Source organism: Pseudomonas sp. TMP9 (assembly GCF_037943105.1).
Classification (GTDB): domain Bacteria; phylum Pseudomonadota; class Gammaproteobacteria; order Pseudomonadales; family Pseudomonadaceae; genus Aquipseudomonas.
This window is the reverse complement of the sequence record NZ_CP149803.1, coordinates 718,739-739,571: the sequence shown is the minus strand read 5'-3', so window position 1 is coordinate 739,571 and position 20,833 is coordinate 718,739. Positions and strand designations below refer to the sequence as shown.

At 59.9% G+C, this 20,833-nt stretch carries 16 protein-coding genes and 1 pseudogene; 11 read left to right on the top strand and 6 right to left on the bottom strand.

What is annotated here, in order from left to right:
• Positions 1-14: 14 nt before the first annotated feature.
• Genes WF513_RS03550 through phnE form a run of 4 tightly spaced genes read left to right on the top strand, consistent with a single transcriptional unit; the run spans position 15 to position 3,236 of the window.
• Positions 15-857 carry a putative selenate ABC transporter substrate-binding protein gene (locus WF513_RS03550; RefSeq protein ID WP_339081512.1) on the top strand — a complete coding sequence of 281 codons (843 nt, stop codon included), beginning with the start codon at positions 15-17 and terminating at the stop codon, positions 855-857.
• On the top strand, positions 854-1,651 hold the full coding sequence (locus WF513_RS03545) for an ATP-binding cassette domain-containing protein (protein ID WP_339081510.1): 798 nt from the start codon (positions 854-856) through the stop codon (positions 1,649-1,651). Before WF513_RS03550 ends, WF513_RS03545 begins: the two co-directional genes overlap by 4 nt.
• The gene (locus tag WF513_RS03540; RefSeq protein WP_339081509.1) at positions 1,645-2,472 is read left to right on the top strand and encodes an ABC transporter permease; all 828 of its coding nucleotides are present in this window, start codon (positions 1,645-1,647) and stop codon (positions 2,470-2,472) included. Before WF513_RS03545 ends, WF513_RS03540 begins: the two co-directional genes overlap by 7 nt.
• The gene (gene phnE / locus WF513_RS03535) at positions 2,469-3,236 is read left to right on the top strand and encodes a phosphonate ABC transporter, permease protein PhnE (protein WP_339081507.1); all 768 of its coding nucleotides are present in this window, start codon (positions 2,469-2,471) and stop codon (positions 3,234-3,236) included. The genes WF513_RS03540 and phnE overlap by 4 nt, the downstream gene beginning before the upstream one ends.
• Before the next feature lie 392 nt (positions 3,237-3,628).
• Here phnE and putA read toward each other — a convergent pair whose 3' ends face one another.
• The 6 genes from putA to WF513_RS03505 all read right to left on the bottom strand — a co-directional run bounded on the left by putA (position 3,629) and on the right by WF513_RS03505 (position 14,014).
• Positions 3,629-7,570 carry a trifunctional transcriptional regulator/proline dehydrogenase/L-glutamate gamma-semialdehyde dehydrogenase gene (putA, locus tag WF513_RS03530; RefSeq protein ID WP_339081505.1) on the bottom strand — a complete coding sequence of 1,314 codons (3,942 nt, stop codon included), beginning with the start codon at positions 7,568-7,570 and terminating at the stop codon, positions 3,629-3,631.
• Positions 7,571-8,181: 611 nt separating this feature from the next.
• The gene (locus WF513_RS03525; protein WP_339081502.1) at positions 8,182-9,441 is read right to left on the bottom strand and encodes a cyanophycinase; all 1,260 of its coding nucleotides are present in this window, start codon (positions 9,439-9,441) and stop codon (positions 8,182-8,184) included.
• Between the two features lie 110 nt (positions 9,442-9,551).
• Positions 9,552-10,316 (bottom strand): transporter substrate-binding domain-containing protein, encoded by a 765-nt coding sequence (locus tag WF513_RS03520; RefSeq protein ID WP_339081500.1) that lies wholly within the window; start codon positions 10,314-10,316, stop codon positions 9,552-9,554.
• 171 nt (positions 10,317-10,487) lie between these two features.
• A complete protein-coding gene (locus WF513_RS03515; RefSeq protein WP_339081498.1) occupies positions 10,488-11,771 on the bottom strand; it encodes an OprD family porin in 1,284 nt (427 codons plus the stop codon).
• A 77-nt stretch (positions 11,772-11,848) separates the two neighbouring features.
• A complete protein-coding gene (locus WF513_RS03510) occupies positions 11,849-12,172 on the bottom strand; it encodes a hypothetical protein (protein ID WP_339081496.1) in 324 nt (107 codons plus the stop codon).
• A 72-nt stretch (positions 12,173-12,244) separates the two neighbouring features.
• Positions 12,245-14,014: a cyanophycinase gene (locus tag WF513_RS03505; RefSeq protein WP_339081494.1), complete on the bottom strand. Its 1,770-nt coding sequence runs from the start codon at positions 14,012-14,014 to the stop codon at positions 12,245-12,247.
• 504 nt (positions 14,015-14,518) lie between these two features.
• Here WF513_RS03505 and WF513_RS03500 point away from each other — a divergent pair.
• The 7 genes and pseudogenes from WF513_RS03500 to WF513_RS03470 all read left to right on the top strand — a co-directional run bounded on the left by WF513_RS03500 (position 14,519) and on the right by WF513_RS03470 (position 20,776).
• Complete coding sequence (locus WF513_RS03500; protein ID WP_339081492.1) at positions 14,519-15,295, top strand: ABC transporter substrate-binding protein; 777 nt, start codon at positions 14,519-14,521, stop codon at positions 15,293-15,295.
• A gap of 88 nt (positions 15,296-15,383) precedes the next feature.
• Positions 15,384-16,073: an ABC transporter permease gene (locus tag WF513_RS03495; protein ID WP_339081490.1), complete on the top strand. Its 690-nt coding sequence runs from the start codon at positions 15,384-15,386 to the stop codon at positions 16,071-16,073.
• Positions 16,074-16,088: 15 nt separating this feature from the next.
• Positions 16,089-16,784, top strand: coding sequence for an ABC transporter permease (locus WF513_RS03490; protein WP_339081488.1), 696 nt, complete (start codon positions 16,089-16,091; stop codon positions 16,782-16,784).
• 9 nt (positions 16,785-16,793) lie between these two features.
• The gene (locus tag WF513_RS03485; RefSeq protein ID WP_339081486.1) at positions 16,794-17,906 is read left to right on the top strand and encodes a succinylglutamate desuccinylase/aspartoacylase family protein; all 1,113 of its coding nucleotides are present in this window, start codon (positions 16,794-16,796) and stop codon (positions 17,904-17,906) included.
• A gap of 20 nt (positions 17,907-17,926) precedes the next feature.
• Positions 17,927-18,694 carry an ATP-binding cassette domain-containing protein gene (locus WF513_RS03480; RefSeq protein WP_339081484.1) on the top strand — a complete coding sequence of 256 codons (768 nt, stop codon included), beginning with the start codon at positions 17,927-17,929 and terminating at the stop codon, positions 18,692-18,694.
• A 132-nt stretch (positions 18,695-18,826) separates the two neighbouring features.
• Positions 18,827-19,774: a MurR/RpiR family transcriptional regulator gene (locus tag WF513_RS03475; protein ID WP_339081482.1), complete on the top strand. Its 948-nt coding sequence runs from the start codon at positions 18,827-18,829 to the stop codon at positions 19,772-19,774.
• 228 nt (positions 19,775-20,002) lie between these two features.
• Positions 20,003-20,776: pseudogene (locus WF513_RS03470) on the top strand (outer membrane protein OmpK).
• Positions 20,777-20,833 lie beyond the last annotated feature (57 nt).

Below are 20,833 nucleotides of genomic sequence, written 5' to 3'. Positions count from 1 at the left end.
ACCGGGGAATTTTCATGCTTAAACGCTCCTTGGCGCTTGCCGCCCTGTGCCTGTCCGCCAGCCTGACCCACGCTGCCGAAACCCTACGTGTCAGTGCCATCCCAGACGAAGCGCCGACCGAACTGCTGCGTAAATTCGCACCGCTGGGTGCCTACCTGGAACAGCAACTGGGCATGCCCGTGCAGTTCACCCCGGTGGCCGACTACCCCGCTGTGGTCGAAGCGCTGGCCACCGATCGGCTGGACCTAGCCTGGCTGGGCGGTTTCACCTTCGTTCAGTTACGGCAGAAAACGGGCAATGCCATCCCGCTGGTGCAGCGCGAGCAGGATGCAAAGTTCACCAGTAAATTCATCACCGCCGACCCCGATGTGGCCTCACTGGCCGACCTCAAGGGCAAGTCCTTCGCCTTCGGTTCGGTGTCGTCGACGTCTGGCAGCCTGATGCCGCGTTATTTCATGCTGCAAGATGGCATCCAGCCAGAAAGCTACTTCAGCCGCCTCGGTTACTCTGGCGCACATGATGCCACCGCGGCGTGGGTGCAAGCTGGTAAGGTTGATGCAGGCGTGCTCAATGCCAGCGTCTGGGACAAGCTGGTCGCCAGCGGTAAAGTCGATACCAATAAGGTCAAGGTGTTCGCCACCACGCCGACTTACTTCGATTACAACTGGACCGTACGCGGCACACTTGACCCGGTGCTGGTTGCAAAAATTAAAGCAGCCTTCCTCGCCCTCGACCCGGCGAACCCCGAGCACAAAGCGATTCTCGACCTGCAGGCCGCTAGCCGCTTTATTGAAACCAAGCCCGAAAACTACCAAGGCATCGAGGACGCTGCCCGCGCTGCCGACCTGCTGAAATGAGCCTACGCCTGACTCAGGCGACGCTGCAGCACGGTAACGGCGTTAACGCCCTGCGCACTGTTGATCTGCACATTGCGCCCGGCGAGCAGGTGGCGATCATCGGTCCCTCCGGGGCCGGAAAATCGAGCTTGCTCAACCTCCTGGCCACCGCCCTGCAACCCAGCAGCGGCGAGCTGCATGTGCTCGGCGAACAACCTTGGCAGCTCTCTGGCCGGCAACGCCAGCGCTTGCGGGCGCGTATCGGCTTGGTCCAGCAAACACCGCCATTGCCCCCCCGGCAACGCGTGGTGACGGCAGTACTGGCCGGCAAACTCGGCCAGTGGAGCGTGCTTAAAAGCCTGCTAAGCCTGCTGCACCCGTTGGATATTCCCGGCGCGCAGCGTGAGTTAGCCAAACTGGACTTGGCCGACAAGCTGTTCGCCCAATGCCAACAGCTCTCCGGCGGTCAGTTGCAGCGCGTCGGCATTGCCCGCGCGCTGTACCAAGCCCCCGAGGTGCTGCTGGCTGATGAGCCAGTGTCAGCCATGGACCCGGTGTTGGCCGCGCACACCCTCAACGTACTCTGTCGGCATGCCCGCGCCGGTGGCGTGACCTTGGTTGCCAGCCTGCATGCGGTGGAGCTGGCGCTGGCGCATTTCCCGCGCATTATTGGCTTGCGTGATGGGCAGATACTGTTCGACCGCCCGGCCAGCGAGGTTGACCAGGCGCAGCTTGACGCCCTGTATGCCAACGCCCAGCTGCTCTCACCATTCGCCCCTGAGGCAAGCCTGCGCCTGCAGATACCCCGATGTTAAGCCGCACCCCGCGTGACCCTGCTGCCCTGCCGCGACTGCTGCTGAGCCTATTAGCCCTGGCGCTACTATGGCCGGGCATTCAGCTCAGCGAGCTGGACCTCAGCGTGCTGCTGCAAGCCGACAGCAAGAGTGAAATGGGCCGTTTCGTCGCCGCCTTCTGGCCACCGGCGCATGAGGCCGAATTTCTTGATCTGTTGCTGCAGGCCACCCTGCAAACGCTGGCCATTGCCACCGCCGGCATGGCGCTGGCGTTGCTGTTGGCGATCCCAGCCAGTTTGCTCGCCAGCCGCGCGCTGTCGCTGTCAGCAGCCTCGCGCGCGGGGCGGCCAAGTGCGCGGGGGCAACTGCTGCGCTGGCCGGTGCGCGGCGTGCTGATTTTTCTGCGCAGCGTGCCGGAAATCGTTTGGGCCTTGTTGTTCGTCCGCGCCGTCGGCCTTGGTCCTAGCGCCGGTGTGCTGGCCATCGCTATCACCTACAGCGGCATGCTCGGCAAGGTCTATGCGGAAATTTACGAATCGGTCGATCAACGCCCCATGCATGCCCTGCTGCAGTCCGGCAGCGGCCGCTTAGCGGCGTTTGTCTACGGCATCCTGCCGAATGCGGCGGCGGAACTGACCTCCTACACGGTGTATCGCTGGGAATGTGCGATCCGCGCCTCGGTGGTGATGGGTTTCGTCGGCGCCGGCGGCCTCGGCCAGCAGATCGACCTGTCGCTGCGCATGTTTGCCGGCGGTGAGGTGGCCAGCATGCTGCTGACCTTCCTGTTACTGGTGCTGCTGGCCGATCAGCTCAGCCGCGTATTGCGCCGGCGGTTGGCATGAATCGGCTGGTTAACTTGGCGCTGTTGCTCGGCATTGGCGCCGCCATAATCGCCTCGTTTGTTTATCTGGGCATCGACTTGGGCACGCTGATCGGTGGCGACAGCTTGGCGCAGATGGCCAGCTACGTGCGGCGTTTTCTCAACCCAGACCTGAGCGCGGAGCACCTTGCAGTCATCAGCCGTGGCGCGCTGGAGACCTTGGCCATGTCGGCCATCGGCACTTTGCTGGCGGCCGCAGTTGCCTTGCTGCTGGCCTTGCCCGCTGCAGGGCGCTTCGGCTGGCCGCTGCAGAGCGCAGCCCGTTTGCTGCTAAATGCCCTGCGGGCAATTCCCGAGTTAGTGTGGGCGGCGTTGATGGTGCTGGCAGCTGGGCTCGGCCCGAATGCCGGCACCTTGGCACTGGCCCTGCACACCGCCGGCGTACTCGGCCGGCTATTTGCCGAAGCGCTGGAAAACACCCCAAACGAGCCTGCCGAAGCGATTCGCTTACAAGGCGGTGGCCAGGTCGCAGCGTTCTGCTACGGCACCCTGCCTAACCTGTGGCCACAGCTGTTGGCCTACTGCCTGTACCGCTGGGAAAACAATATCCGCATGGCCAGCGTGCTCGGCTTCGTCGGGGCCGGCGGTTTGGGCCAGATGCTTTACGTCAGCTTAAGCTTGTTCCAAGAAGCCCAGGCCAGCACGGTGATCCTGGCGATGCTGATTTTGGTGTTCGGCGTTGATGCCCTAAGCGGCTGGACCCGACAGCGCTGGGTGCGCGCCTAACCTGAGCGGCCGAGTGCTAACGCTGGGTGAAAAGCATCCACCTGCAGTCGGCACATGAGAGGGGGGGGAACTGCAATTTAGTAGCCGGCAGGCGATCGATTGGAGCGGCGCGGGTAGCGCCGCTCCAGCACCCGCCGGGTCGGCCGGTGCATCGCATCGAAATGCCAGAGGGGGAAGAAACGCCTCGTACGGGCGGGTAGCCCCCGTTACCGGGTGTACGAAGGGTGCTGCGCTACGGCAAGCGCCGCGTGCAGCATCAGGTGCTTGGGCAAAGTACCTGGGAGTGGCGGTAAGCCGGTAGTGCGTACTGCCCCGACAGGCGAACCTGCCAGGTTTCATGCTCAGTGCGGTAAGCGGCGCACAACAGCTGCGCCGCTGACAACGGCAGCGGTTTAACCAATGGTCATCAAGCTGGCGTTACCGCCCGCCGCTGCGGTGTTGATGCTCAACGCGTGCTCGATCAGCAGGCGCTCCAGTGGGATGTCAGTCTCACCTTTATTCAAGCCATGCACACCGATGATCGCGCCAGCACGCTTAGCCGCCAACTGGCTGACTTCACGCAACTGATCAGAGTCACCGTGGTGCAAGATGGTATCGAAAGCGGTTTCACTGCTGCTCCACTGGCCAAGCAGGGTAATGCGCTGCTGCACCAGCGTGGGCAATGCCGCAAACAACGCTTGGCTCAGCTCACTCTCCTGCCACAGCACTTGGCAACCCACGGCCAAAACGGCTGCCAGTTGTACCAGCAAATCGCTGCGGTCGTCGGCTAAACACAACACGTGCTCGCGCGGCAGCAGGCTGTAGCTGTTGCGCTCACCGGTCGGGCCCGCTAACAGCTGCACGGTGCCGCTTTGCGCCAGCTCAACATACTGCATGGTCAAGGCTGGCAAGCTCGGCTCATGCTCAACCGCCCAGTCCTGCAGCGCCTGAATCACCGCGGCCTGCGCCGCCGGACGCTGGATCTCACCCTCTTCCTGCTGCAACTGCTTGGCCACCGCATCCCGTGGCCGGGTGGCCAGTAAGCGGTACATGTACAGCGGACCACCGGCTTTCGGGCCAGTACCCGATAAGCCTTCACCGCCGAATGGCTGCACGCCGACTACGGCGCCGACCATATTGCGGTTGACGTAGAGGTTGCCGACCTTGGCGCTGTTGATCACCTGGGCGATGGTTTCATCGATACGGGTGTGCACACCCAAGGTCAGGCCATAACCGCTGTCGTTGATCTGTTGCAGCAGCTTGGCAAGATCGGCACGGGCGTAGCGCACAACATGCAGCACAGGGCCGAAGATTTCGCGCTGCAGCTCCGCGTAACTGTCTAACTCGATCAGGGTTGGCGTGACGAACGTGCCACGGCTGAGGTCATCACCGGTGCTGCGCGCGGCTTGGAAAATCGTACGGCCCTTCTCGCGCATTTTCGCGATGTGCTGGTCGATATTGTCCTTGGCTTCGGCGTCAATCACCGGGCCAATGTCCGTGCTTAAACGCTCCGGGTTGCCCAGGCTGTATTCGGCCATGGCGCCCTTGAGCATGCTGATCACGCGATCCGCCACATCGTCCTGCACGCACAGTACGCGCAGCGCCGAGCAACGCTGGCCAGCGCTGTCGAAGGCCGAAGCGACCACATCCACCACCACCTGCTCAGTGAGCGCCGAGGAGTCGACGATCATACTGTTGAGGCCGCCGGTTTCAGCGATCAGCGGGATAGTGCGGCCCTGTGCGTCCAAGCGACCGGCCAAGTTACGCTGGATAATCCCGGCCACTTCGGTGGAGCCGGTGAACATCACCCCACGCACCCGCTCGTTACCGATCAAGCCGGCACCGACGGTTTCACCGGTGCCCGGCAGCAGCTGCACGGCACCGGCGGGTACGCCGGCTTCGAGCAAGATGCGCACGGCCTGCGCGGCGATCAGCGGCGTTTGCTCTGCGGGTTTGGCCAGCACGGTGTTACCGGCGGCCAACGCAGCAGCCACCTGACCACTGAAGATGGCCAGCGGGAAGTTCCACGGGCTGATGCACACCACTGGGCCCAGTGGGCGATGGCTGTCATTGCTGAAATGATTACGCGCCTGCGCGGCGTAGTAGCGCAGGAAGTCCACCGCTTCGCGCACCTCAGCAATGGCGTTGGCAAAGGTCTTGCCCGACTCGCGCACCAGCAGGCCCATCAGTTGCTGGGTTTCCGCTTCCATCTGATCCGCGGCGCGATCCAGTACAGCAGCGCGTTCGCCTGGCAGGGTCGACTGCCAGATTTGCCCACTGGACACCGCGCAGAGCACGGCATTGTGTACATCTTGCGCGCTGGCCTCATGCACGTGGCCGACGATGTCTCGATGATCCGCCGGGTTGCGTACCGGCTGTGCCTCACCCAGCTCAGGCGTGTCACAGCCCAGCAGCGGCATGGCCTTGTAAGCATTATTGGTGCTGCTCAGCAGCGCTGAAGACAGCGAGCCGAGACGGTGTTCGTTGGCCAGGTCGATGCCTTCGGAGTTCTTCCGTGCAGCACCATACAAGGCATGCGGCAGACCGATGCGCGGGTGCGGCAAGCCGAGGCCGCCTTCGTCTGCGGCCATCTGCTCAATTTGCTGCACCGGATCGAGCACCAACTCTTTAATCGAGATGCTGTGATCAGCAATGCGGTTGACAAACGAGGTGTTCGCGCCGTTTTCCAACAGGCGACGCACCAGGTAGGCCAGCAAGGTTTCATGGCTGCCCACCGGTGCATAAATGCGGCACGGACGGTTCAGTTTGCCGTCGGCGATTTTACCGACGACCTGCTCATACAGCGGCTCACCCATACCGTGCAGGCACTGGAACTCGTACTGACCGGGGTAGTAGTTCTGCCCGGCCAGCTGGTAAATCGCCGACAGCGAGTGGGCGTTGTGGGTGGCGAATTGCGGGTAAACAGCCTCGGGCACCGCCAACAGCTTGCGCGCGCAGGCGATGTAGGAAATATCGGTGTACGGCTTGCGGGTGAATACCGGGTAGCCTTCCAAGCCTTCAACTTGGGCGCGCTTGATCTCGCTGTCCCAATACGCGCCCTTAACCAGGCGGATCATCAGGCGATGACGGCTGCGCTTGGCCAGGTCGATGACGTAATCGATCACATACGGGCAACGCTTCTGGTAGGCCTGAATCACAAAGCCGATACCGTTCCAACCGGTTAGGGCCGGGTCGAAGCACAAGCGCTCAAGCAGATCGAGGGAGAGCTCTAAGCGGTCGGCTTCTTCGGCGTCGATGTTCAAGCCGATATCGTACTGCTTAGCCAGTTTGGTCAGATTGAGCAAGATTGGGTACAGCTCGTCCATCACCCGCTCGTGCTGGGCGCGGCTGTAGCGCGGGTGCAGGGCCGAGAGCTTGATGGAAATGCCCGGACCTTCGTAGATGCCGCGGCCATGGGACGCCTTACCAATGGCATGGATGGCCTGCTCGTAAGACGCCAAATAGCGCTTGGCATCTGCGTCGGTGAGCGCTGCTTCGCCGAGCATATCGTAGGAATAACGGAAACCCCGACCTTCCATTTTGGTGGCATTGGCCAGCGCTTCGGCAATGGTTTCACCGGTGACAAATTGCTCGCCCATCAGACGCATGGACATGTCCACACCCTTGCGGATCAGCGGCTCGCCGCCTTTGCCGATGATGCGATTGAGTGAGGTGACCATGCCGGCTTCATTGTGCGTGGACACCAGTTTGCCGGTGATCAACAGGCCCCAAGAAGCGGCGTTGACGAACATCGACGGGCTGTTGCCCAGATGCTGACTCCAGTTGCCGTTACTGATTTTGTCGCGAATTAACGCGTCACGGGTGCCTTTGTCCGGAATCCGCAGCAGCGCTTCGGCCAAGCACATCAGCGCCACACCTTCTTGCGAGGACAGTGAGAACTCCTGCAACAGCCCTTGCACCAAGCCTTGACGGCCGCTGGCATTCTTTTGGCTGCGCAGCTTCTCGGCAATGCTCATGGCCAAGGTATTGCTGGCCTCGGCCATGTCCTTGGGTAAGCGCGCTTGCTCCAGCAACATCGGCACCGCTTCAGTTTCCGGACGGCGATAAGCCCCGGTGATCGCAGCACGCAATACCGATTGCGGGAGGATGCTTTCAGCGAAATCGAGGAACACTTGCAGGCCTTGCTCGGTCAGCGTCTCAACGGCCTCTTCACCGGCAACCGCGGCCAGGCCGGAATGCTCGGCCGGGGTCAAGCCACCCTCGACCTGCTCCAGGTAATTGAAAATCGCCTGTTTAATCAGCCAATGCGGCGTGCGGTCAATTGACTGCGCCGCCTGTTTGAGGCGATCACGGGTTGCATCATCGAGCTTTACGCCAAGGGTAGTGGTGGCCATTGGTTTGTCCTATGAGGGGCTGGAGCACAGCAAAACAGGCGCGAGATTAAACCTGCAAAGGCTAAAGGTGCAACTAGGCGCAACCGAACATAAGCGCACTATTCACATCACACCCATCCGCTGAAAACCCGCTGAATAGGGGCTAAGCCTCAAGCCTGCGGCTGGTCGCAGGCAAAACACGCGCTGGCAAGGTAAAACGACTGTTTTAAAAAACTTGGCTTTTCTGGCAACAGGTGCAACCCGAATACTGCAAAAAGTTGCACTTTGTTGCTTAAAGCCGTCCACCTGAGCAAAGCACAACAGCCTCACGAATGCCCAGCAACTGACGAACTGCCCGCGCGGAGCAGTGCGACCGGCGCATAAAGAAGGAAAGTTCGCCCGAGCAGAATAGGCGAGGATGCTCGCTAGCCCAAAAGCGAAGCCTTAAGGCCGTTCTCAAGGCGGATGTCAAAGTGGCGTTAGCCAGGAAGGGACGGAGCTGGCCGCCATTCACGTGCAATGGAGCAGCTCACTGCGAGTGCTGAGCAATAAAAAGGCCGAGACCCTGAACGATCTCGACCCATGGCAGGTGCAGTAAGGCCATCTTAAAAGCGCCGATGGCCTGAACTACTTTAGTTAGGGCGAAAATCCATCAGCAGACGCAGGTAAGACAGCATGTTCTTGCCGCCGATGGTGCCTTGGTAGCCGCGGCTGTCAAACTGGCTGCTCTTGATGAAATCAACACGAAAGCGTGGATTGGTCTCGTAGGTGCGCCCCAGCGTGCTGGTGGCGCGACTGTCGAACAGATCCGCGCTGACCGTAACGAACTCGCGCGGCTTGCGCCGGCCAGCGGTACCGCTGTTATCCGGGCTGCTGAAAATATCGGTGCTCGTGGTCATCGCCGAGCTGTAGCGTTCACGCCCGCGCAGGCTGGTCTTGCCAGTGGCGATCACGAACTGACCGGTTGCCGGACGGTAGCGATCACCCGCAGTGAGGTAGCTGCCCAGCACGTCATACACGGCGTAGTTGCTGCCGGTGCCGCGCTCTTTGTTACGCAGGTCAAAGACAAACACCCCTGCCGCACCGATGACCTCCATCTCTACCTGGCCCAAGGTTGGGTTGTTTTGCACCAGCAACGCAGTGTTTTCATCAACGCCAAAGGCAAACGGTACTTGGGTGTAATCAGCCAGGCGCACGATACGGCCCTGACGGCCACGTTCGCTGAAGTGGGTATCGAGTAAGCCATAGTTGAAGAAGCCAAAACCGCCCTGCATGTCGTAAGCCAGGTCATCATCACCGGGCGAGGTGTAGACGCCATAACGCAGCCCGTCATAGCTTTCGCCGCCAGTCACCATAGGGCCCTGCACCATGATTGCGGTACCCGCACTGGTACCCGCCAATACTGCACCCGCGTTGTGCCGCGCACGAATCGCCGCCAGTGCCGGGCTGTCGGCACGGGTCGTCGTTTGCAGGGTCCGGGTCAGGCGCGACTGATCGCCACCGCCGAAGAAGAAGCCGGTCATGCTGTTGATCTGCGCGACCACCTGCGGGTTGCTGTTGTTACTGAGCTGATCCAGATCGATGGGAATCCATTGCGCATCGGCCGCGCCATACGTCTCTAGCAATTGAGCGTAGAACTCGCCATTGGCGCGTGAGTTTTTAGCTTCAACCGTACCGGCATTCGGGTCGGCGCTTTCTGGGACCGAGGCGGCAGTGATCACGCCGATCCGTGCCTGGCCGCTGCCACCGGCCAGTTGAATCAAGCGCTGATAGATCGCCGTGTTGTCATCCTTGAGGCCGCCGCCAATCAATATCAGCGGGCCGGCGCTGTAACCGGTGACGGGTAAAAGGGCGAGCAGCAAAGCGCTGCATCGCATAAGTGATTTGATCATGGTTTGAGTTCTCCGAAATGTGCGCTCGGCGCACGTTTATTGTGGGTGTTGTAAAACGGGAACTGCTGCAAATAACGCGGCATAGCTTTCTGGGTGGCTGACTCCTTCGGTTAATACACGGTGAATTGTTTGAAATACTGCTTCTCGATGCGTTTGTAGACGCCATTGCTGAGAATGATGCTCAGCGCCCTGTCCAGCCGCTCACGCAGCACGTGGTCACCTTTGCGCACGGCGATACCCTGGCCTTTGCCAAAGTGTTTGGGCGCGACCACCTTGTTGCCGACCTGCTCAAACCCCTGACCTTGTTCGGTTTCGAGAAAACCAAAGTAACCGGACACCGCATCATCCAGCACCAGATCAACCTGCCCCTGGGCAAGCGCTTGGTACATGCCTGCGGCGGAGTCGAAACGCAGCACTTCGGTGTGCTGCTGGTATTTGTCGGTGAGGAAACGGTCATAGGTGGTGTCACGCTGCACGCCCAGGCGTTTACCGGCGATGCGCCTTGGGGTGATGATCACTTGGTTGATCTGGCCCTTACGGGCAAAAAAGAAGGCCGGGGTTTGCGCATATTTGGCGGTGAAGTCGACTAATTCAGCGCGCTGCGCGGTGATCGACATTGAGGCCAAAATCAGATCGCTACGCTGCTCGTTAAGCGAGGGGATTAGGTCATCCCAGGCAAAGCGCAGCAGTTGGCAATCGGCCGCCATGACCTGACACAAAGCCTGGGCGATGTCGACATTGAAGCCGCGCAATTGGCCATTCGCATCGACCTGTTCGAAGGGCGGGAACTGCCCTTCCATGGCGATACGCAAAGGCTGCGCCTGAACGCTGCCCAGCAGCATCACGCTCAGCAAAAATAGGCTTGTTCGTAGCATGTCGGTGCCCCTTGTAAGTGCTCTCAGGAATGACAACCTTGGCCTCAGAGGCCAGGCTCTAAACCGGGAAAAGAGGCGCCACAGAGGGCGCCTTAAGGCCAAAGGAGCAATGGGAGCTGACCTTGAATAAACAACCGACCGCTTCACCAGCATCAGCGGCCGGCGACTGCCTTACAAAATGCTCAGCGGGTATTCGACGATCAGGCGGACATCCTGCAAGTCATTGTCAAAGGCTGTGGAGCGATGGGTGGCCTGACGCAGACGCAGGGATAGATCCTTGGCAGCGCCGGACTGCACCACGTACTTGGCTTCCAGATCACGCTCCCAATGCTTCTCGTCATCGCCCGCCCAACCCGCGAAGGAACCATTTGGATCGGCCTTGGTGCCATCAATCTGATCACCCTTGATGTAACGCGCCATAAAGCTCAGGCCCGGCACGCCAAACGTCGCCATGTTCAGGTCGTAGCGCACCTGGAAGGAACGCTCATTAGGGGCGTTGAAGTCGGAGTACTGCACCGAGTTGGCCAGCCAGATCGAGTCGCCACCGATGTAGTCGAAGAACTCATCACCGTTAACCTTCTGGTACGCCAGGCTGACCTTGTGCGCGCCAAAGCTGTAGGCACCCTTGATCGAGTAGGTCAGGGTGTCCAGCTCACCGGCCAAGGACTTGCCCTGGTCGCTGGTCTTGTAAGCCACTAGGTCGAAGTTCAACGACTGCTCGTCGGACAACGGGATGGTGTAGTAGACGTTACCGAAGTACTGACGCCAGAGGTCTTCGGCTTCGCTGCCATAGAACGCCACACTGAGGTTGTCGTTGAAGTTGTAGGTACCGCCGAGGAAATCGACGCTGCGCGCTTCGACCTCAGCGTACTCGCTGGTCAGCGCGCCATCGGAGTTGCTGGAGTTGCGGCGGTTGATGGCGGTGAAGTGACCGGCCTCAAGCGACAGATTGTCGATTTCGTGACTGAACAACTGAAAACCCGTGGCGGTTTCTGGCAGCAGACGTGAATCACCGGTGGCAAAAACCGGTGCAGTCGGACGCATCTCGCCAAACTTCAGCTCGGTGGAGGAAATACGTGCCTTCACCGCACCACCCATTTCACCGGTGTTGTCTTCGATGCGGCCGTCACCGTCAACCGGCAGAATGCCGTTACCCACGCTACCGCGGCCACCGTCAAGTTTGATCCCGCCATAGGCATACGCATCAACACCCACGCCCACAGTGCCCTGAGTGAAACCAGAGGCGTAGTTGAGGTGCATGCCATGGGCCCACTCTTCACGGGTGTTGCGCTGGCTGTTAACGAAATTGCGCTGCATATACAGGTTGCGGTTGATCAGCGTCAGCGTGCTGTCTTCGATAAAGCCCTTGGACTCCTGCTGCTCACCGGCGACGGCGAATTGCGAGCTGGCCGCGGCGACAGCCAGGGCGATCAGGCTCAGTTTTACAACGTTCATGGCTTACTCCATTGGTTATTATTGAACATCTCTAAAATCCGCCGCTGGGCAGCGACGCATTCTTTCCAGCACTGCCACTAAGCAAACTGCTCCAGCGACAGCTCAGGCGGGCACACGCCCTTGCTGATCACGGCCTCCAGGCACAGGGTCGTTTCCGACTCGGCCCAGCAAATAAAATACCCTCTTGCTTTCAATCGCTTGAGCTTGAATGACCACTCCAGCTCGACGCTCTCCTGCAGCGCGCGCAGGCTTTTCGGAAATTGGATGATCGAATAGAAGCCAGCACTGGTTTGCACCCGCTCCAGCACCCGCAGCGCAGGCTGGGCGGTGGCTAAGGCGTGATTAGCCTGAGGCTGCAAGAGCTTTTCCAGGGCGAACGATTCCAAACTGCTGATTTGCATACAGGGCTCTTAGGTGAATATGCAATGGGGGCGGGTTAACGCCGCGAACTGCGCGGCGCGTGCCGATTTAGCTCACAGCGTGAGCAAGCCACTGACCTTGGCCAGGGCCTGCGCCACTTCAGCGCGGGTAACCGATGCCTCCGGGTTGAAGCGGCCTTGTTCAGCCTGCAACCAGCCCTCGCCCACGGTCAGACTGGCCGCCTCAGCGGAGGCTTTATCGACACCCTCGAGGTCAGTCAGCGCGGCGCTTTTTGCCAGGCTGAGGCCCTGATAACGCTCGACCAATGCCTTGCAGGCCAGCGCCCATTCCTTGCGAGTGACCGGCTGGTTACCGGCAAACGCCTCGGCGCTGGTCATCCAGCCATTGGAAAGCACCACGTTGAGCTGATCGCGCATCGGGTCATCGGCGCTGATGTCCGCCAGTTTGGGCAGGGCATCCAGCTTAGGCTCCGCAGCGAGGGTCATCTGCAGGGCATTGGCCAACTCCAGGCGGGTGATTGGCCGTTGCGGCTCGAAGGCGTTCTGGCCGTTAAGCGTCATCAGGCCACGGAAGCTCACGGCGCGAATCGCATCGCCCGCCGGGCCATTGCCGGCATCCTGCGGCGCGCTTGTAGCCGGGTCGCCAAGGTTGGCGTTGACCGGACGAATATCCAGGCGCACGCCATCGACGGTGTAATTGGTCAGCGCATCGTAGAACTGGCTATGGGCGCTGAAATCAGCGGTTTTGCTGAATTCGAAACGGTAGCCATAGTGGTAGCCATTAAGCGGGTTATAGCGGGTCATCAAGCCGACTTGGCGCATTGCCGTGTTGTCCGCCAGACCGTAGAGCACTGCCCGACCAATCGCTGACACGGCAGACAAGTCAGTGATCAGCTGGTTGCCCACCAGGTATTCATTACCGGCTTCGATAGCTGCTTTGCCTTCAGCCGGCTGCACCGTGCCGCTGGCCAAGTCATAGCGGTCGCCATGGCCAAGCATGGCCAGGCGCACGTTGCTTAGCTGCGTGCCATAGACACCGAAGGTTTTCTGCGCCTGGCCTGCGTCCATCACCGTCAGGTAACCCTCGCCAAGCACCTGCACCTGGCCCTCGGCGTTCACCCACATGGCGGTATTGGTGTCCAGACCGAAGCCTTTGCTGGCTTTCTGCCCGGCTAAGTAGGCGGCCATGCGGGCTGCACGGCCGGTGCTGGTTTCCTCAATCTGGTCGAGGTGTTGATCGATGATCCCGGCGCTGAACAGGCCCGCACCTTTCAGTACCGCAGCGCCGCGTTGGTCGGCCTTGCTGGCCACGCCGAAGTCCAGGGTGTCCATCACCACGCCATAGGCAGTGGGCATCTGCGCACCGAGGATGCTGGCACCGGCGCTGGTGCCAGCGACCACGCCGCCCTTGTCATACACCGTGCGCACGGCCTTCATCAGCAGCGACGGGCTGCCGTCAGCATTGAACAGCGCACGGGCGATACGCGCCTGATCACCCCCCACGAACCACACCGCACTGGCCTCGCTCAGTGGCTTGAGCACGGCGGCATCGTTCATGCTGGTTTGGTAGTTGCTCTTGTCGACGGCGACAATGCTGATGCGCTCGGCCGGGATACCCAAGGCCACCAACTCACCCATAAAGCGCTTGCTCGAACCTTGGCTGCCGCTGGCGGTTGGCAGTATCACAATGCGCGCCTCTTGCTGGCCACCGGCCAGCTCGATGAACTTGGCATACACCGGCGAGTTGCCGGCGCGCAACATACCGCCAACGGCCAGCAGGTTACCGTCGGCCAGGGCCGCAGAGCTCGCACAGGCAAGGATTAAGGTGGCCACCGCCACGCGTTTATTCAGCTGCTTTTTCATGGTTTTTGCTCTTGTTATTAGATGTCATGTGAGGCGCCCTTTCACTTTCGCAACGCATTCTTGCTGCAGCAAACACCTCGTCAGCTCTGGCGATCTGAGCGTGAATTTAAATTTTCACAATCTAGTAATGTGAAAATTTATATACCAACAGGAATACCCGATCAAGCTTTTAACGGCTGGGTCAACCCGCGCAGACGGCGCAGAAAAAACTTTATCCGCAGGTAAACGCCGTTCTAGACAGGTTTCAACCGCTGATCCGGTAAAACTCATTTGACACAAATATTTCTAATTAGTAGCTTTATGAAAATAAACATGTCACAAACTAGCTCACTGAGACGCCGGGCTTGGCCACCTTGCCCGGTCTGACCCCACAGAAGCTCACAAGGCTTCAGGTTGAACGCCTCACCTTTTGACGAGACCATTGCTACAAGCAGCACCCGTTGACCGCGAACCACAACCTAGTGGTTGGCCCACACCCAAACGCCCCATTCAGGAGTCAATAAAATGAACAAGATCGCACTTCTCGGCGCACTGGCGCTCAGCGTCGCCAGCTCTTTAAGCTTCGCCAGCCAGGACACTCTGCGCATCGGTATCGAGGCGGCCTACCCGCCCTTCGCCTTTAAAACCCCAGACGGCAATATCAGCGGGTTTGACTACGACATCGGCAATGCCCTGTGCGCGGAAATGAAGGTCACTTGTCAGTGGGTCGAGCAGGAATTCGACGGCCTGATTCCCTCGCTGAAAGTGCGCAAGGTCGACGCGGTACTGTCGTCCATGTCGATCACCGAAGACCGCTTGAAGTCGGTGGACTTCAGCAAAAAGTACTACCACACCCCCGGCAAGCTGGCCATGAAGGCTGGCAGCGTGGTGAATGACCCGCTGGTCGACCTCAAAGGTAAGAAAGTTGGGGTGCAACGCGCCTCCACCTATGATCGTTTTGCTTCTGATCAATTTGAGGCAGCCGGTATCACCGTTGTGCGTTACGCCTCGCAGAACGAAGCCTTCCTTGACTTGGTTTCGGGCCGCTTAGACGCCACCTTGGCGGACATCATCAATATCGATGAAGGCTTTATCAAAACTGACGCTGGCAAGGGGTTTGCTCTAGTCGGCCCGGACTTCAACGACCCGAAGTACTTCGGTAACGGTGCCGGCATCGCCGTGCGCAAAGGCGACAGCGAAAACGCAGCACGCATCAGCGCTGCTATCGACGCGATCCGCGCCAACGGCACTTACCAGGATGTGCAGGCCAAGTACTTCGAGTTCGACATTTACGGCAAGTAAGCACTGTTGATAAACGGCGGGTGCCCCCAACGGGGCACTTTTTCTCGTTGTAGCGCAGGCCATTCGGCCTAAGCGTGAGGAACCCACCATGCTCCACGGCTACGGCTCGACCATTCTCGAGGGCGCTTGGCTGACCCTCAGCTTGGCCCTGACTTCCATGACCTTGGCCATTGCCCTAGGGCTTGTCGGCGCAGCGTTTCGTCTGTCCCCGCTGAGGTGGTTGGCACTGCTCGGCGAAGGCTACTCGACGATTATTCGCGGCATTCCTGATTTGGTGTTGATTCTGCTGATTTTCTATGGCGGCCAGGATGTGGTTAATCGTGTGGCGCCGTTACTCGGCTACCACCACTACATTGACATCAACCCGTTTATCGCCGGGGTCTGCACCATGGGCTTTATTTTCGGCGCCTACCTTTCGGAAACTTTTCGCGGGGCCTTTATGGCCATCGACAAAGGTCAGGCTGAAGCGGGTGCAGCCTACGGCATGAGTGGCATGCAGGTGTTCTGGCGCGTTTTAGTGCCGCAGATGATCCGCTTTGCCATCCCCGGTTTTACCAACAACTGGTTGGTGTTGACCAAAGCCACCGCACTGATTTCGGTGGTGGGCTTGCAGGACATGATGTTCAAAGCAAAAAATGCCGCCGACGCCACCCGCGAACCCTTTACCTTTTTCCTCGCGGTGGCCGCGCTGTACCTGTTGCTGACCACGGTTTCCCTGCTGGCCCTGCGCCTGCTGGAAAAACGCTATTGCGTGGGCGCCCGCCTGGCCGAACTCTAAGCGAGACTTTCTAACGTGCTCGATTTCCAAGTTATAGCCGACAGCCTGCCGCTTTATGCTGGTGGCGTACTGGTAACCCTCAAACTGCTGATTATTGCTCTGGCGCTGGGCTTGGCCTTTGCCATCCCCTTGGCGCTGCTGCGCGTGTCGCGCTCGCCGCTGCTTAACGCTCCAGCTTGGCTTTACACCTATGTAATCCGCGGCACGCCAATGTTGGTGCAACTGTTCCTCATCTATTACGGCCTGGCGCAGTTTGCGGCGGTGCGTGAGAGTGTGTGGTGGCCGTACTTCTCCAGCGCCACCTTCTGTGCTTGCCTGGCGTTTGCCATCAATACCAGCGCCTACAGTGCGGAAATTCTCGCCGGCAGCCTCAAAGCCACGCCCCATGGCGAGATCGAAGCGGCGCGGGCCATGGGCATGTCGCGCTTTACCCTGTACCGGCGTATTTTGCTGCCCTCAGCCTTGCGCCGGGCGCTGCCGCAGTACAGCAATGAGGTGATCATGATGCTGCACACAACCTCATTGGCCTCGATCGTTACACTGATCGACATCACTGGCGCGGCACGCACCGTCAGCGCCCGCTATTACATGCCCTTCGAGGCCTTTATCACTGCCGGGCTGTTTTACCTGGCGCTGACGTTTATTTTGGTGCGCCTGTTCAAACTGGCCGAAGGCCGCTGGCTGGTCCACCTGGCCCCGCGCAAGAACTAAGGGAAACCCATGGAACATATTCAACACCAACTGCCCTGGAGCACGGCGGGAACGGAGAGACGGCTGTCGCTGTTCCGTTATGGCAGTGGCCCACGCAAGGCCTATATCCAGGCCGCTCTGCATGCCGATGAATTACCCGGCATGCGCGTGGCGATCGAACTTAAACAGCGCCTGGCCGAGTTAGAACAACAGGGCCGTTTACAGGGGGTGATCGAACTGGTGCCGGTGGCCAACCCGATTGGCCTGGGGCAGATGTTTCAGGCCACTCACCAAGGCCGTTTTGATCTGGCCAGCGGGCAGAACTTCAATCGCGACTTTCCCGCACTGGCCGAGCTGATTGCGCCACAGCTTGAAGGTCAACTGGGTGACGATGCCCAGGCCAACGTGAGGATAATTCGCCGCCTGATGCGCGCGGCCATTGGCGCATTGCCGCCCGCTAAATCAGAGCTGGACGGCCTGCGCCGCTTACTGCTGCAGCACGCTTGCGACGCTGATGTGGTGCTCGACCTGCACTGTGATTTTGAGTCAATCATGCTGCTCTATGCCCTACCGCAAAACTGGCCTCAGCTAAAATCATTGGCTACCCGTTTGCGCGCCGGTGCGGTTCTGCTGGCTGAAGACAGCGGCGGCAACTCCTTCGATGAAGCCTGCGCCGTCACCTGGTTACGCTTAGCTGAGCGTCACCCTGAGGCCAACATCCCTCTGGCCTGCCTAGCCGCCACCATTGAGTTGCGCGGCATGGCCGACACCGACCGCGACCAAGCGCAGCAGAGTGCCGACGATATTCTGGGCTTTCTCGCCGACCAAGGCCTGATCAGCGGTGACTGGGCGCCGGCGCCCCTCGCCTGCTGCGCAGCCACACCCTTTGCCGGCGCGCAATACGCGTATGCACCACACCCTGGCGTGGTGAGTTTTCTGCAACCGCTGGGCGCGCAGGTAGAGGTCGGTGACCCGTTGTTTGAGGTGATCGACCCGCTGAGCGATCAGCACTCGGTGGTGCACGCCACCACGTCAGGAATCCTCTATGCCCGCGAGCGTCTACGCTACGCCCAGCCCGGCCTTTGGCTGGCCAAAGTCGCCGGCACGCAACCGATTCGCCAAGGCCGCCTGCTTACCGACTAAAAATAAGAGAGCCCGTTGCTATGTACACCTTAGAAATCGACAACCTGCACAAACGCTATGGCAGCCATGAGGTGCTAAAGGGCGTCTCCCTGACGGCTAAGGCGGGCGATGTGATCAGCATCATCGGCTCCAGCGGCTCAGGTAAGAGCACCTTCCTGCGCTGCATTAACCTGCTGGAGCAACCGCACAGCGGCCGCATCCTGCTCAACAATGAACAGCTAAAACTGCAACCAAACCGCGCCAGCGGTGCGCTCAAGGCCAGCGATACTAAGCAGCTGCAACGCATGCGCTCACGCCTGGCCATGGTCTTTCAGCACTTCAACCTGTGGTCGCACATGAGCGCCCTCGACAATGTCATGGCAGCGCCGGTGCATGTCCTCGGCATGAGCAAAAAGGACGCACGGGAAAAAGCCGAACACTACCTGGCGAAAGTCGGCGTGGCGCACCGCAAAGATGCTTACCCCGCGCACATGAGCGGTGGCGAACAGCAACGCGTGGCCATCGCCCGCGCCCTGGCGATGGAGCCGGAGGTGATGCTGTTCGATGAACCGACCTCGGCCCTAGACCCAGAACTGGTTGGCGAGGTGCTCAAGGTCATGCAGGACCTGGCCCAAGAAGGCCGTACCATGGTGGTGGTAACCCATGAAATGGGTTTTGCCCGCGAGGTGTCTAACCAGTTGCTGTTCCTGCATAAGGGTTGCGTTGAAGAAAGTGGCTGCCCGCGTGAGGTGCTGGCCCAGCCCAAATCCGAGCGTTTGCAGCAGTTTCTGGCCGGCAGCCTGAAATAAAGCCCTCGGCCAAACCAACCGCGCGCAGTGCTCCAGCTGCAGTCGGCTTCGGATACACTTCAGGCGCAATCACCCCGAACCGCCTCAACCCGGCGCGTACGCCCGATCATTCAACGTGCTGAAAGCCCATCCATGCCGACTTCTGCCAAGAACCTAACCGTCTACGCCGCTCCAGTGATGCGCAAGCTGGCGGAAATCGCCCCGCACCTGCAGCCTTCGCTGCGTAAGGTGGCTGACTTTATCCTGCGTCACCCTTTGAAAGCCGCGACCTTGACCATCGAGGAAATGGCGGTGGCAACAGCCACCTCACCGGCCGCAGTCAACCGTCTGGCCAAGGCCATCGACCTGGGCGGTTACACCGGGCTGAAAGCCGAACTGCTGTGCACCCTGCAGCAAATGGTGTCGCCGGTGGATAAGCTGCGCAATGAACTGGCCCACCGCCCCGATGGCGCCTTTGGCCTGCATGAGCAAGTGCAAATCGCCAGCAGCAACCTGGCCACCACCGGTGCCAATAACAGTGCAGACACCTTTGAGGCCTTCGTCAGTTGCCTAATCCAGGCGCGCAAAATCTACATTCTCGGCTTCGGCAACAGCGCCTATATGGCCGGCTTAGCGGCCGCTAACTTGGTCCCCTTCTGCGCCGATGCCACGGCCGTGAGCATGGAGGGTGGCAACGAAAATGCCGCTTACCGCCTGGCGACCATCACTGAACATGATGTGCTGCTGTCGATTTCTTTGCCGCGCTACTCCCTCGACACGCTGCAGCTTTCGCGCTTTGCCAGCGAGCGCGGCGCGGTCGTGCTGGCGATCACTGATTCGCCCGCCTCGCCGCTAACCACCATCGCCAAGCATGCGTTGTTCGCCCCGGCAGACCACCCGGTGCTGATCAGCTCCAACACCTCGGTGCTGGCGCTGATCGAAGGTCTGGTCGCCGGCGTGATGGCGCGCAATAAAGAGGCGGTGCAACTGGCCGCCGAGCTGACCGAAAGCGTGATGTCTTACTTGCATGTGTCCAGCAGCGATAAACCGCCGCGCAAACCCGTTAAGCGTCGTGCCGGCACTGCACCCCAGCAGGGCTAGCTGGCGCCGCCGCCAAAGGACAAAACTGTCCTTTAGCTCCGCTCCCAGCACCCGATGGCTTTACATTCCTAGGTAAATCACTAAAGTGCGGCCCGCGCCGCTTTGCGCGACCTCGCCTGCGGCATGCAGGCCTTCGTCTTTTGCTCAAACACCTGCCGCTTGCTCACTCAGGCGGATGCAAAACGATAATTCAGCATTTTTCGAGTACCTAGCGACGAACCGAACTCTTTGCTCTTTAGCGCTGGGCTGCTGGCGGGTGGTCGGGCCGTGGTGAGCGATTTGTTGCAGTGGCAGAACAACAGCCTGACCTATCTATACGGTGAAAACTTCAAGGTCGACCCCGAAATTCAGCAAACCGTGACCTTCGAGCACGCCAGCGGCTAGAGCGCTGGCGACCTGTTCTTTTTCGTCGATGGCATTAAATACAACACCGATGCGGCCAATGGCGCGGGGGACGGCCATGGCTTTTATGGTGAGTTCTCGCCACGCCTGTCGTTCGGTAAACTACTCAACAGCACGCTAGCGTTCGGCCCGATCAAGGACGTGCTGCTGGCCACCACCTATGAGTTCGGTGAAGACGACGTTGACGCTTACCTGATCGGCCCAGGCTTCGACCTAGCCATCCCCGGTTTCGATTATTTCTCGCTGAATTTCTACCACCGTCAAACCGACGGTGGCCGCGATGGCAGTGGTGTCTGGCAGATTACGCCGGCATGGGGTTACACAATCGCAGTGGGCAAATCCGATATCGTTATCGACGGCTTTATGCACTGGGTCGTCGATAACGACAACAGCTACCACGCCAACCTGCACTTCAACCCGCAGGTCAAATACGATCTAGGCAAAGCCATGAGCTGGGGCGAGAAGCAGTTGTACGTCGGCATTGAGTACGACTACTGGAAGGACCAGTACGGCATCGAAGACAGCGGTTTTGTTAGCGATAACTTTGTTGGCGCTACCGACCAGAACACCGCCAACCTGCTGGTTAACGCCCACTTCTAATCCATTGCTATGACTGCCAGCGCCTGCAACTGCAGGCTGGCGGGCACTCCTTGTGCA

Coding starts and splice junctions, on each gene's coding strand:
- WF513_RS03500 (WP_339081492.1), top strand. CDS start 14,519: ATGAACAAGATCGCACTTCTCGGCGCACTGGCGCTCAGCGTCGCCAGC.
- WF513_RS03485 (WP_339081486.1), top strand. CDS start 16,794: ATGGAACATATTCAACACCAACTGCCCTGGAGCACGGCGGGAACGGAG.
- WF513_RS03480 (WP_339081484.1), top strand. CDS start 17,927: ATGTACACCTTAGAAATCGACAACCTGCACAAACGCTATGGCAGCCAT.
- WF513_RS03505 (WP_339081494.1), bottom strand. CDS start 14,014: ATGAAAAAGCAGCTGAATAAACGCGTGGCGGTGGCCACCTTAATCCTT.
- WF513_RS03520 (WP_339081500.1), bottom strand. CDS start 10,316: ATGCTACGAACAAGCCTATTTTTGCTGAGCGTGATGCTGCTGGGCAGC.
- putA (WP_339081505.1), bottom strand. CDS start 7,570: ATGGCCACCACTACCCTTGGCGTAAAGCTCGATGATGCAACCCGTGAT.
- WF513_RS03525 (WP_339081502.1), bottom strand. CDS start 9,441: ATGATCAAATCACTTATGCGATGCAGCGCTTTGCTGCTCGCCCTTTTA.
- WF513_RS03545 (WP_339081510.1), top strand. CDS start 854: ATGAGCCTACGCCTGACTCAGGCGACGCTGCAGCACGGTAACGGCGTT.
- WF513_RS03495 (WP_339081490.1), top strand. CDS start 15,384: ATGCTCCACGGCTACGGCTCGACCATTCTCGAGGGCGCTTGGCTGACC.
- WF513_RS03550 (WP_339081512.1), top strand. CDS start 15: ATGCTTAAACGCTCCTTGGCGCTTGCCGCCCTGTGCCTGTCCGCCAGC.
- phnE (WP_339081507.1), top strand. CDS start 2,469: ATGAATCGGCTGGTTAACTTGGCGCTGTTGCTCGGCATTGGCGCCGCC.
- WF513_RS03515 (WP_339081498.1), bottom strand. CDS start 11,771: ATGAACGTTGTAAAACTGAGCCTGATCGCCCTGGCTGTCGCCGCGGCC.
- WF513_RS03475 (WP_339081482.1), top strand. CDS start 18,827: ATGCCGACTTCTGCCAAGAACCTAACCGTCTACGCCGCTCCAGTGATG.
- WF513_RS03540 (WP_339081509.1), top strand. CDS start 1,645: ATGTTAAGCCGCACCCCGCGTGACCCTGCTGCCCTGCCGCGACTGCTG.
- WF513_RS03510 (WP_339081496.1), bottom strand. CDS start 12,172: ATGCAAATCAGCAGTTTGGAATCGTTCGCCCTGGAAAAGCTCTTGCAG.